This is a genomic window from Streptomyces sp. NPDC050625 (genome assembly GCF_040654755.1).
Taxonomy (GTDB): Bacteria; Actinomycetota; Actinomycetes; order Streptomycetales; family Streptomycetaceae; genus Streptomyces.
The window spans coordinates 401,453-413,764 of the sequence record NZ_JBFAIQ010000005.1 but is presented as its reverse complement, the minus strand read 5'-3'; the positions used below and the strand labels follow the sequence as shown (position 1 = coordinate 413,764).

Sequence of the window (12,312 nt, the reverse complement as noted above, 5' to 3'; positions counted from 1 at the left end):
CCCGCGTCCCGGCGCTCTGCTCGCTCACATCCGGGCACTGAGGGCTCGTTTCACGATGGACTGCAGCTCCGCCCTGACCTGCCCGCTCGTCACGACCTCGTAGAGCAGCAGGGCGAATCCGACCGCCGCGACGATCCCCATCGCGTACTCGGACGTGACCATGCCCGCGTCCCGGCACCGCCGCGCCTGCCACCACACCCGTACCTTCCTGGCTTTCTCATTCATCTGAACTCCTTTGCACTGCAGCTCGGTTGACCATGTGGATGCGTCTATCGGCCCGGTCATCGACCACCCCCTCCCACCACTCCGCCCGCCAGCCCGATCACCACGGGCAGCACACCGACCGCGATGAAGGCGGGCAGGAAGCACAGCCCGACCGGCGCGGTGACCATGACGGCCGCACGGCGGGCCCGTGCCGTCGCGGTGCGTGCCCAGTCCGCGCGGGCGTCCGCGGCGAGCCGTGCGACGGGACCGGCCGCCGGGAGCCCCGATTCGTCGGCGCGCTCCAGGAGCCGGGCCAGGGCAGCGGCGCCGGGCAGCGACGCCAACCGCCGCCAGGCGTCAGCCGGTTCACCGCCGAGCCGCACCTCCGCGGCACCCCTTGCCAGCCCTTGTCCGACGGGCCCCGCGAGGGCGTCCCCGACGGCCTGGGCGGCGATCACCGGACCGGCACCGGCCGCGATGCAGGCCGCCAGAAGGTCCGCGGCGAGCGGGAGTTGGCGCGCGGCGTGAGCGGCATCGAACTCCTCCGCACGGCCCGCTTCCTGCTGCCGGTGGCGCCAACGCCACAGCCCCGCGGCGGCTCCCAGCCCCACCGCCATCCCGGCCGGCCCGCCGACCAGGGCCCACCCGGCGCCCACCACCCCGGCCACGGGCAGCCACCGCCGTACGACGCCCAACACCTCGATGGGCGTCCCGGTGACCGGCGCCTTCGAAGCCACCAGCCCGGCCAGCCGTCGCCGCACCCGCCGTCCGCGTCGTGCCGCCTCGAACCGCCGCGCCGGCCAGCCGAGGAGCAGCACCGCGACCACGACCGTCCCCAGGCTGTGGACAAGCTGCGCGCTCATACCGCCTCCGCTCCCCGCACGATCCGCGCCGCCCACCACAGGCCGACGGCCTCCAGCACCCCGCCGACCACCAGACACCCCAGGCCGGCTCCGGTGTGCAGCAGCACGTGCAGCGGATCGGCGCCCATGGCCGTACCGAGGAGCAGGCCAAGTGCGGGCAGTGCCGCGAGCATCACCGCCGTCGCCCGGGCGCCCGCCAACTGGGCGCGCAGGTCGGCGCGCTGGTCCCGTTCGGCGCGCAGGGCCCCGTCGAGCCGGTCGAGGCCGGCCGCGAGCCCGGCGCCCTGGTCCACGGCCACCCGCCAGCACGCCGCGAGCCCCAACAGCCCCTCGGCGCCCGGCTGCCGGGCCGCCGCGGCGAAGGCGCCGGGTACGTCTCCGCCGAACCGGGCCGCCGCGAGTACCGCCGCCTGTGCGTCCGCGAGCCCGCCGGAGTCCCGCTCGGCCCGCAGCAGCGCCTCCCCCGGCTGCCGCCCGGCACGCACCTCCCCGGCGAGCGCGCCACACAGCGCGATCACCGCGTCCCCGCGCCGCTCCCGGGCCCGCCCCGCCTCCCTGGCCAGCCGCAGCCGCCGCAGCACCGGCACCCCGGCCGACCCCGCGACGACCGGAATCACCGAGGCGCCCAGCAGCGCCAGCACCAGTCCCGCGGCCAGTGACCACCACTCGCCCCGCAACCGGCCGCGAAGCCGCCGCAGTTCACCCATGGCCTGCTCCCACGGGGGCGGTCCGGTCCCCACCGCCCCGCCACCGGCAAGGAGCAGCCTCGCCCGCCGGGCTTCCCGGTGCCGTCCACCCATCAGCCAGACGGCCGCACCGGCGCACGCCACGGCAGCACTCATCGACATCTCACCCATCTCACCCATCGCAGCCACCACTTCCGTCGCTTCCTTCGCCGCCGCCCCATCTGTCGAAGCTGTCGACCTGGTCGTCGGCCCGGTCGCCGCCGTCGTCGCCCAGCAGCCCCCGCAGGCGCTCCCAGCCCCGCTCCCGCTCGAACGCCCGCGTGCCCCAGCGCAGCGCCGGTACCGTCCGCACCAGGCCCGTGGGATCCCGCTCCAGCACATGCACCTCGGCGATCCGCCGTCGGCCGGTCCGGTCCCGCACGAGGTGCAGCACCACCGACAGCGCGGCCGCCAACTGGCTGTGCAGGGCGGCCCGGTCGAGCCCGGCGGCGGTGCCGAGGGCCTCCAGGCGGGCCGGTACATCCGCGGCGGCGTTGGCGTGGACCGTGCCGCAGCCTCCTTCGTGGCCGGTGTTGAGCGCGGCCAGGAGGTGGACCACCTCGGCTCCGCGCACCTCGCCCACGACCAGCCGGTCGGGTCGCATCCGCAGTGCCTGCCGTACCAGGTCCTCAAGGGTGACCAGGCCCGTGCCCTCCTGGTTGGCGGGTCTGGTCTCCAGCCGTACGACGTGCGGGTGATCCGGCCGCAGCTCCGCCGAGTCCTCGGCGAGCACGATGCGTTCGCCCGGTCCGACCAGCCCGAGCAGCGCGCTCAGCAGGGTCGTCTTGCCGCTGCCGGTGCCGCCGCTGATCAGGAAGGACAGCCGCGCCCGCAGCAGCGCGCCGAGGACGCGGTCCCCGCCGGGCGGTACCGTGCCCGCCGTCACCAGTTCGTCGAGCGTGAACGCCCGCGGCCGTACGACCCGCAGGGACAGACAGGTACAGCCGACGGCCACCGGGGGCAGCACCGCGTGCAGCCGGGTCCCGTCGGGCAGCCGGGCGTCCGCCCAGGGCCGCGCGTCGTCCAGCCGGCGTCCGGCCACCGCGGCCAGGCGCTGTGCGAGGCGTCGCACCGCCGCCGCGTCGGGGAAGGTCACCGGGGTCAGCTCAAGGCCACCGCCGCGGTCCACCCACACCCGGTCCGGGGCCGACACCAGGACGTCGGTGACCGACGGGTCGGCGAGCAGCGGCTCCAGTGGCCCGCTGCCGACCAGTTCGGACCGTAATCGGGCGGCCGCGCCGAGGACTTCGGCGTCGCCGAGCACCCGCCCCTGTTCGCGCAGCGCCTGGGCCACGCGCGCGGGTGTCGGTTCGGCGCCGCTCTCGGCCAGCCACCGCCGTACGCCGTCGAGCAGTTCCGGGCCGTCCGCCGGATCGAGGCCGGGTCCGGGCAGCGTCCTCATGCGACGCCACCCGCCTCCACCAGCGTCCGCTCCCAGAAGCCCTTGCAGAACCGCGCCAGCGGCCCGCGGCCGGCGGCTCCGGGCGGTTTCCCGGTCTCGTAGGGACGCAGCAGTCCCGATTCGACGGGCACCTCTCCGGCCAGCGGCAGCCCGAGCAGTCTGGCCACCTCGCGGTCGTCCAGACCCGGTGCGTACGGTCCCCGTACCGCCACCCGCAGGTCGCGCAGGACCATGCCGACGGCGGACGCCACCCGTCCCGCCGCCGCGACGGCGCGCAGTTCGGCGGGGACGACGAGCAGCGCGAGGTCGAGCTGGGCGAGGGCCTCGGCGACCCCGTCGTCCAGGCGCCTCGGCAGATCGACGACCACCGTGCCGCCACGCCGCCGGGCGGCCGCGAGGACCGCCCGCACCGCCGGGGGCGGGATGGCGACACAGTCACCGCGGTCCCAGCTGAGCACCCTCAGGGAGTGCAGCCGGGGCAGCGACTCCTCCAGCGCGCCGCCGCCGACCCGGCCGCGCGAGGCGGCGAAGGCGGGCCAGCGCAGGCCCTCGGCCGTCTCACCGCCGAGGAGTACATCGAGTCCGCCGCCCAGCGGATCCGCGTCCACGAGCAGGGTGCGCAGTCCCTCGCGCGCCGAGGTGACGGCGAGCGCGCAGGCGAGCGTGGAGGCGCCGGCCCCGCCGCGGCCCCCGATGACGCCCACGGTGAGCGCCGGGCGGCCGACGCCCTCGGCGACGTCGGCGATGCGGTCGACCAGCCACTGTTCGCCGTCGGGGAGCATCAGGACGTGGTCCGCGCCGATCTCGACGGCCCGTTTCCACACCCCCGAGTCGTCCTGGTCGCGGCCCACCAGGACCACTCCTCGTCGGCGCGCGGCCCCGCGCACGCGCCGCGTCGCATCATCACCGACCAGGACGAGCGGTGCCGCCTCCCAGGTGCCTCTGGGTTCCGGTACCCCGTGGTGGACCTCGGGTGTCGCGCCGGCCGCCGCGCACAGGCGCAGCAGGTCGTCGAGAAGCCCGGCGTCCTCGGTGATGATCAGCGGCCGTCCCGGGCGCCCTGCGGTGTCGGGCGGCGGATCGTGGGTGACGGTTCCGGCCACGTGTGTTCCCCCTTCGCTGCATGTCCCGCGCAGCCCTCTGCGGCCACGCGATTCCCGGACGTGTGAAGAACCGGCACCCCGGCCTCCATATGAACGGCCGATACGAAACCGGCCAGACGCGCCCCGACAAACGGAACCGGCCATGAACTCGCCGCGAGCGTTGCGCGTTGGAATCACAGTGCAGCGATCCCGGAAATCGTGTGGATCTTGGTCGAAAACTGTGGACAACTCAGCGGCTGTGAATATCGCAGTCACCCATACCGGTGACCCCTGCACGGTTCCCTGTGCGACTTCCGCAGAGCAGCGTCACGACTACACTCGGTGACGGATCATGCACAGGCTTGAGAGGCGGCCGAAGCCGCCCTGCCGTGGTCTCACGACCGCCTGGAGAAACGGAAAACCCACCCGGACATGCGACGACCCCCGCCGGGGGGGAGAGCGGGGGTCGTCCCCACGGCCGACTCGGGGGGGGAGGAGTCGGGCCGGGTTAGCACGGTCGCGAACGATCCGTGACTTCCATGGTGTACCCGAGAGCCCTCTCAGGCAAACCCACGCGCCCCACCTTACGCCGAATGGTGGGCGCCTATGCTCTGGGTCGTGGAAAACCACTCCTTGCCCCGCACAGCGGCCTTCTTTGACCTGGACAAGACGGTCATTGCGAAGTCGAGCACGCTCACGTTCAGCAAGTCGTTCTACCAAGGCGGACTGATCAACCGCAGAGCCGCCTTGCGTACCGCCTATGCCCAGTTCGTCTTCCTGGTCGGCGGCATGGACCACGACCAGATGGAGCGCACCCGCGAGTACCTGTCCGCGATGTGCCGCGGCTGGAACGTCCAGCAGGTGAAGGAGATCGTCGCCGAGACCCTGCACGACCTGATCGACCCGATCATCTACGACGAGGCCGCCTCCCTCATCGAGGAGCACCACCGGGCCGGCCGCGACGTCGTGATCGTGTCCACGTCGGGAGCCGAGGTGGTCGAGCCGATCGGCGAGATGCTCGGCGCCGACCGGGTGGTGGCCACCCGCATGGTCGTGGGCGACGACGGCTGCTTCACCGGAGAAGTGGAGTACTACGCGTACGGCCCGACGAAGGCCGAGGCGGTCAAGGAGCTCGCCGAGTCCGAGGGGTACGACCTGGAGCGCTGTTACGCCTACAGCGACTCGGCGACCGACCTGCCGATGCTCAGGACGGTCGGGCATCCCCATGCGGTGAACCCGGACCGGGCCCTGCGCCGTGAAGCACTCTCGCGCGGGTGGCCGATTCTGGACTTCCACCGCCCGGTCCGGCTCAAGCAGCGGCTCCCCGTGCTCTCCGTACCGCCGCGGCCGGCGCTGGTCGCGGCGGCCGCCATAGGTGCCGCGGCCGCCACCGCGGGCCTCGTCTGGTACGCCAGCCGACGCCGGAGCTCGGTCGCCTGACCTCGGATTTCACCGCCACTCCGGATTGGTTCGGCATATCGGTGCCCGTTTAACGCATATTTGATCTCAAAAGTAAAGAACTGCAGCCAGGGGTTCCGCTTGCTCCGGGCTTGCAGTACAAAGGATTTAACGGCCCGCGAGACCAAAGGACATCCGAAAGGATCACCTTTAAAACGCATTTGGCCCACGGACCGACGCATGAACACCGGGCACCCACGCGACGTCGACCCGTCGATTACGGGCCAGCCACACCAGGTGACGGGCAAAGTACCCGACCTGATGGGCGACATATCGAGGACGCTTGGTAACTCGGTGGGCATGCCAGCGGCGGTACGAAACCTCGTACCGCCGCAACCCTTTTCCCGGCCTTCTCAGGCGGCGCCGCGCTGCAGTGCCTCGCACACCGCCGTGGACTCGCGCGCACCCAGTTCGACTGCCCGGCCGCAATGTGCGATCCAGGCTGCCATGCCCTCCGGAGTGCCGGCGACATAGCCGTCGAGCGCCGCCAGATACGCCGCGCGGCCCAGCTCCGCGTGCCCGACCTCGGCCGGGCAGACCGACTTCGGGTCCAGACCGCTGCCGATCAGGACGATCCGCTCGGCGGCGCGCGCCACCAGGCCGTTGTGGGAGGCGAAGGGACGCAGCGCGAGCAGCTCGCCGTGCACGACGGCCGCCGTCACCAGCGCGGGCGCGGAACTCCCCGCGATGATCAGCCGAGACAGGCCCTCCAGCCGTCCGGACACCTCGTCAGCGTCCGGCAGCGCCAGCTCGACCAGGGGCTCGTCGACCGGCTCGCCGTTCCCGCGGGGTCGGCCGACCTCGTCGCCGGTGCCCGCGGCTGCCACCATGTGCAGCCGGGCCAGCACCCGCAGGGGCGACTGCCGCCAGATGGACAGCAGCTGGCCCGCCTCGGCGGTCAGCCGCAGGGCCGCGCCCACGACGCGTGCCTCGTCGTCGCCACTGAAGTCGGTGCGCCGCCGCACCTCCTCCAGCGCCCAGTCGGCACCGGAGAGCGCCGCGGAGCCCCGGGCGCCGCGCAGGGCCGCCTCGGAGGTGATCTCGTTGCTGCGGCGTCGCATGATCCGGTGCCCGTAGACCCGGTCCACGGCCTTGCGCACGGACTCCACGGACTCGGCCACACCGGGTAGCGAGCCCAAGGCTGCGAGCGGATCGGAAGTCGCGCCTGTCGTACTCATGAGTACGACATTACGCACCCCGCGGTGCCACCCCACGAAGGAGTGGTCTTCTTCACTCGACCTGACACGCAGAGCAATCACACCACTACTCTTTGTGAACATGAAAATTGCTTTCGTCGGGAAGGGCGGCAGCGGCAAGACCACGCTCTCCTCCCTCTTCATCCGCCACCTGACGGCCGCCGGCGCGCCGGTCGTCGCCATCGACGCCGACATCAACCAGCACCTGGGCCCCGCGCTCGGCCTCGACGACGCACAGACGGCCGCACTGCCCGCGATGGGCCAGCGACTGACGCTGATCAAGGAGTACCTGCGCGGTTCCAACGCGCGCATCGCCTCCTCCGCGACGATGATCAAGACGACCCCGCCCGGCGAGGGCTCGCGACTGGTCCGGGTGCGGGAGCCCAATCCGGTGTACGACGCCTGCGCTCGGCCGGTGGAACTCGACGGCGGCGCCGTCCGTTTGATGGTCACCGGCTCCTTCACCGACGCCGACCTGGGAGTCGCCTGCTACCACTCCAAGACGGGAGCGGTGGAGCTGTTCCTGAACCACCTGGTCGACGGCCCCGACGAGTACGTCGTGGTCGACATGACGGCGGGCTCGGACTCCTTCGCCTCCGGCATGTTCACCCGCTTCGACATCACGTTCCTCGTGGCCGAGCCGACCCGGAAGGGGGTCTCCGTCTATCGCCAGTACAAGGAGTACGCCCAGGACTTCGGTGTGGTCCTGAAGGTCGTCGGCAACAAGGTGCAGGGGCAGGACGACATCGACTTCCTGCGCGCGGAGGTCGGGGACGACCTGCTCGTGACGGTGGGGCACTCCGACTGGGTGCGCGCCATGGAGAAGGGCCGGCCGCCGCGGTTCGAGCTCCTGGAGGACGCCAACAGCCGTGCCCTGCGCACCCTTCGGGTCGCCGCCGACGCGACGTACGACCTGCGGGACTGGGAGCGCTACACGCGCCAGATGGTGCACTTCCACCTGAAGAACGCCCACGCGTGGGGCAATGAGCGCACCGGGGCCGACCTGGCGGCACAGATCGACCCCGGGTTCGTGCTCAGCGAGGGTGTCGCCACCCCTGCCTGACGGCTGCCGCCCGTACGACGGCTACCGCCCGATCGCCGGTGCCCCAGGCGCCCCCTTCGGAGCCGGGGCGGAGCGGTTCGACAGGAAGGACGCCCAGCCCTGCCTGGGGGCCTTGCCGGCCTCCAGGGTGCGCAGCTTCGACAGGGTCTGCGGATCCTGGGCGTCCAGCCAGTCGGCGAGCTGCCGGAAGGAGACGCAGCGCACCTCGGGCTTGTTGCAGACCTGCTCGACGACCTCGTCGACGGCACGCATATAGGTGCCGCCGTTCCAGTGCTCGAAGTGGTTGCCGATGACCAGGGGCGCGCGGTTGCCGTCGTAGGCCCGGTAGAAGCCCTTCAGCAGACCGTCACGCATCTGGTCGCCCCAGTAGCCGTATTTGTCAGGGTCGCCCTGGGTCTGGGTGCCGGACTGGTTGATCATGAAGTTGTAGTCCATGGTCAACTGCTCGTAGGTGTGCCCCGGGAAGGGCACGAGCTGCATGGACAGGTCCCACAGCCCGTCTCTCTTCTTCGGCCAGAGCTGGTTGTTGACACCGCTGGTGTCGTAGCGGAAGCCCAACTGGCTCGCCGCCTTGATGAAGTTCTTCTGGCCCTCCAGACACGGAGTGCGGGCGCCGATGAGCTCCTTGTCGTAGTCGAAGGGCAGCGGCGGCGCCTTCGTCTGGCCCGAGTTGGTCTTCCAGTTCTTCACGAACTGCTTGGCCTGGGTGATCTCGTCCTTCCACTCGTCCACCGACCACTGGCCGACGCCGCCGTCATTGCCGCAGAAGTGGCCGTTGAAGTGGGTGCCGATCTCGTTGCCCTCCAGCCAGGCGAGGCGCAACTGCCGGACGGTGTCGGCGATGCCCTTCTCGTCGTTGAAGCCGATGTCGGAGCGGCCCGGCGAGTGCTGCGGGGGCCGGTACAGGTCGCGCTTCTCCTCCGGCAGCAGATACACGCCGCTGAGGAAGTACGTCATGGTCGCGTTGTTGGCCTTGGCGACCTTGCGGAAGTGGGAGAACAGCTTCTGGCTGTCCTCGCCTGCTCCGTCCCAGGAGAACACCACGAACTGCGGGGGCTTCTCACCGGGCTTGAGCCGCTCGGGTCTGGGCAGGTGCGGCTGCGCGCCGGTGTACGCGGTGGAGCCGTCACCGATCAGGCGGACCATGCTCTGGGGCGCGGCAGCGCCCTGCCGAGGTCCGGATGCTCCTTCCTTGGAGCCGTCGGCGTCGCTCGCGCAACCGGCGAGCGACGCCGCACAGGCCGCGGCGGCCAAGGCGCCCGCGGCGATCCTCTGGTTGGCGGCCATGTTCCGCCCACCTTCTTCCTTCTCTCAGGCCAACGCCGATACGGGCGTTGTCTGGTGATCTGCCGGGATGTGCCGGCAGCGCCGCCAAGGTCCCACGGGACCGAGAGGGAATTAGTACGACAAGCCGATGAAATGCTTGGTTCATCCCAGTGGGTGAATCTCTGAACCATTTGCACCGAAAGTTCATGCATGACCTTTACTCTGCATTACGATCTGTTTACCGAGCGTTGATTTCATCCCGCCGCTGCACGCCGTGACCCATGGCCGCGACCCACCCCGCCACCTCGACGGGGCCACCCCCATCGCGACCGCGCCGCCCCGGAGGAGACGGGAAAACATGTCAGTCTGCGCATCCACCCAGGCCCTCGGCCTTGCCCGATCGGCCGGAGGCCGCACCGCCGACCCGACCCGGACCAAGCACCCCCACCAACCGCACAGCCCACCGCCGTCCCCGCCCCGCCGCTTCCATCTCGCGGGCGCCGACCTGTCGGCATCGATCGCGGTCTTCCTGATCGCCCTGCCCCTGTCACTGGGCATTGCCCTCGCCACCGGTGCCCCGCTCCAGGCGGGACTCGTCGCCGCCGCCGTCGGCGGACTCGTCGCCGGGCGGCTCGGCGGCTGCCCGCTCCAGGTGAGCGGCCCCGCCGCCGGACTCACCGTCGTCACCGCCGATCTGATCCACCGCTACGGATGGCGGACGACGTGCGGCATCACCGTCCTCGCCGGTCTCGCCCAACTCGGCCTCGGCTGCCTGCGCGTGGCCCGCACGGCCCTCGCCGTCAGCCCGGCCGTCGTGCACGGCATGCTCGCCGGCATCGGCGTCACCATCGCCGTCGCCCAGCTGCACATCGTCCTCGGCGGCACTCCGCAGAGCTCCGTCCTCGACAACGTCCTCGCGCTGCCCGCCCAGTTGGCGGCCCTGCAGCCCGCCGCCGTGTCGATGAGCGCGCTGACCCTGACCCTGCTGCTGGTCTGGCCGCGGCTGCCCGGCCGGCCCGGCCGCCTGCTGCGCAAGATCCCGGCCGCCCTCGTCGCCGTCGCCGCTGCCACCGCGACCGCCTCGCTCACCGCGCTCACCCTGCCCAAGGTCGACCTGCCGTCCTGGCGCAGCCACGCCCTGGCGGGACTGCCCGAGGGGCCGGTGCTCGGCATCGCCGCCGCCGTGTTCACCACCACGTTGGTGTGCAGCGTGCAGTCACTGCTCGGCGCGGTCGCCGTGGACAAGCTGGTCGCCCGCCGCCCCGGACCGCGGACCCAGGTCGGACGCTCCGACCTGGACCGGGAGCTGCTCGGGCAGGGCGCCGCCAACTGCGTCTCCGGAGCACTGGGCGGACTGCCGGTCGCGGGCGTGGCCGTGCGGAGTTCGGCGAATGTGAAATCCGGTGCCGTGAGCCGGAACTCCACGATGCAGCACGGCGTTCTCGTAGTAGTCGCCGCGCTGCTGATGGTCCCGGTCCTCGACCTCATCCCGCTCGCCTCGCTCGCCGCCCTGGTGATGGCCGTCGGCATCCAGATGGTGTCCCTGCACCACATCCGCGCGGTGACCCGCCACCGCGAAGTGCTGGTGTACGCCGCCACCACACTCGGCGTGGTCTTCCTGGGCGTCCTGGAGGGCGTGGGGCTCGGTGTCGCCGTGGCCGTCTCCCTCGCCCTGCGCCGCCTCGCCCGCACCCGTATCACGCACGAAGAGAAGGAAGGAGTCCATCACGTACATGTACGAGGACAGCTGACGTTCCTCGCGGTGCCTCGGCTCAGCCGGGCCCTGCATCTCGTACCCCAAGGCGCCCACGCCGTCGTGGAGTTGGACGGTTCGTTCATGGACCACGCGGCGTACGAGTCACTGCAGGACTGGCAGAACGCACACACCGCGCAGGGCGGTACGGCCGAACTGACCGGCCGCCGCACCGGGCTCAGGACCGCCGAGCCGACGGCGTCCACCGGATGCCGCTGCCGGCCCTGGACGCCCTGGCGCAACCACCAGTGCGACATGCCGTCCGGCGGCGGACCGAGCGGTGGACCGAGCGGTGGTGCGGGCAGACGGCCGGAACCCGACGGGACCGACGGCCCGGAGGGGGCGACCCAACCGGGCGACGGCACCGCTGCCGAGGCCGCCTCCGACGCCGAGGCCACCCCCGACGACGGCTCCGACTCCGGCTCCCGCTCCGGCTCCGGCTCCATGTCGGCTTCCGGCCCCGATGCCACGTCCAGCGCGCATGAACTGGCCCGCGGCATCAGCGCGTTCCACCGCAACACCGCCCCGCTGGTGCGGCACGAGCTGGCGCGGTTGGCGCGGGAGGGGCAGCGGCCCTCCCAGCTCTTCCTCGCCTGCGCCGACTCCCGGCTCGTGACGTCGATGATCACCTCCAGTGGTCCCGGCGACCTCTTCGTCGTCCGCAATGTCGGCAACCTGGTGCCGCTGCCGGGCGAGGAGAGCGGCGACGACTCCGTGGGGGCCGCGATCGAGTACGCGGTGGACGTGCTGAACGTGCGCTCCATCACGGTGTGCGGGCACTCCGGCTGCGGGGCCATGCAGGCGCTGCTGGGCTCCGCACCCGGGGGCGAGCCGACCCCCCTCAAGCGGTGGCTGCGGCACGGCCTGCCGAGCCTGGAGCGGATGGCGGACGACAGCCGGCCCTGGGCACGGCTGGCCGGGCGGGCGGCGGCCGACGCGGTGGAACAGCTCTGTCTGACCAATGTGGTCCAGCAGCTGGAGCATCTGCGCGCACACGACGCGGTGGCGCGGGCGCTGGCGGACGGTGCGCTGGAGCTGCACGGGATGTACTTCCACGTGGGTGAGGCGCAGGCGTATCTGCTCGGTGGCGCGGTCGGCGACGAGGCCGTGTTCGAGCACGTGGCGGGAGCGGAGGAGCTGCCCAGCCCGGCGTGACCGGACCGGCGTGACCGGACCGGCGTGACGGGACCGGCGTGACCGGACCGGCGTGACCGGACCGGCGGACCGGACCCGGGTGCGGCCACGGTGAGCGGGGGCATGACCGGCGGCCACACACCCGGGGCCATGACCGGCGGACGCG

10 protein-coding genes are annotated in these 12,312 nt (G+C 72.1%); 3 read left to right on the top strand and 7 right to left on the bottom strand.

What is annotated here, in order from left to right:
- Positions 1-24: 24 nt before the first annotated feature.
- Genes AB0I54_RS15075 through ssd form a run of 5 tightly spaced genes read right to left on the bottom strand, consistent with a single transcriptional unit; the run spans position 25 to position 4,297 of the window.
- On the bottom strand, positions 25-225 hold the full coding sequence (locus tag AB0I54_RS15075; protein WP_363296408.1) for a DUF4244 domain-containing protein: 201 nt from the start codon (positions 223-225) through the stop codon (positions 25-27).
- A 56-nt stretch (positions 226-281) separates the two neighbouring features.
- Positions 282-1,067, bottom strand: coding sequence for a type II secretion system F family protein (locus tag AB0I54_RS15070; RefSeq protein ID WP_363296407.1), 786 nt, complete (start codon positions 1,065-1,067; stop codon positions 282-284).
- Complete coding sequence (locus AB0I54_RS15065; protein ID WP_363296406.1) at positions 1,064-1,933, bottom strand: type II secretion system F family protein; 870 nt, start codon at positions 1,931-1,933, stop codon at positions 1,064-1,066. Before AB0I54_RS15065 ends, AB0I54_RS15070 begins: the two co-directional genes overlap by 4 nt.
- Positions 1,926-3,194, bottom strand: coding sequence for a TadA family conjugal transfer-associated ATPase (locus AB0I54_RS15060; RefSeq protein ID WP_363296405.1), 1,269 nt, complete (start codon positions 3,192-3,194; stop codon positions 1,926-1,928). Before AB0I54_RS15060 ends, AB0I54_RS15065 begins: the two co-directional genes overlap by 8 nt.
- Positions 3,191-4,297: a septum site-determining protein Ssd gene (ssd, locus tag AB0I54_RS15055; protein ID WP_363296404.1), complete on the bottom strand. Its 1,107-nt coding sequence runs from the start codon at positions 4,295-4,297 to the stop codon at positions 3,191-3,193. The genes AB0I54_RS15060 and ssd overlap by 4 nt, the downstream gene beginning before the upstream one ends.
- Positions 4,298-4,882: 585 nt before the next feature.
- Here ssd and AB0I54_RS15050 point away from each other — a divergent pair.
- Positions 4,883-5,716, top strand: a complete 834-nt coding sequence (locus AB0I54_RS15050) for an HAD family hydrolase (protein WP_363296403.1) — start codon at positions 4,883-4,885, stop codon at positions 5,714-5,716.
- Between the two features lie 371 nt (positions 5,717-6,087).
- Here AB0I54_RS15050 and AB0I54_RS15045 read toward each other — a convergent pair whose 3' ends face one another.
- Entirely contained in the window at positions 6,088-6,912 is an 825-nt protein-coding gene (locus AB0I54_RS15045; protein WP_363296402.1) for an oxidoreductase, read from the bottom strand.
- 100 nt (positions 6,913-7,012) lie between these two features.
- On the opposite strand from AB0I54_RS15045, the gene AB0I54_RS15040 reads away from it, so the two are divergent.
- The gene (locus AB0I54_RS15040; protein WP_363296401.1) at positions 7,013-7,993 is read left to right on the top strand and encodes an ATP-binding protein; all 981 of its coding nucleotides are present in this window, start codon (positions 7,013-7,015) and stop codon (positions 7,991-7,993) included.
- Between the two features lie 21 nt (positions 7,994-8,014).
- Here the strand turns inward: AB0I54_RS15040 and AB0I54_RS15035 are convergent, their stop codons facing one another.
- Positions 8,015-9,280 (bottom strand): hypothetical protein, encoded by a 1,266-nt coding sequence (locus tag AB0I54_RS15035; protein ID WP_363296400.1) that lies wholly within the window; start codon positions 9,278-9,280, stop codon positions 8,015-8,017.
- Between the two features lie 337 nt (positions 9,281-9,617).
- Between AB0I54_RS15035 and AB0I54_RS15030 the strand changes: the two genes are divergently transcribed.
- Positions 9,618-12,167 (top strand): SulP family inorganic anion transporter, encoded by a 2,550-nt coding sequence (locus AB0I54_RS15030; protein WP_363296399.1) that lies wholly within the window; start codon positions 9,618-9,620, stop codon positions 12,165-12,167.
- Positions 12,168-12,312 lie beyond the last annotated feature (145 nt).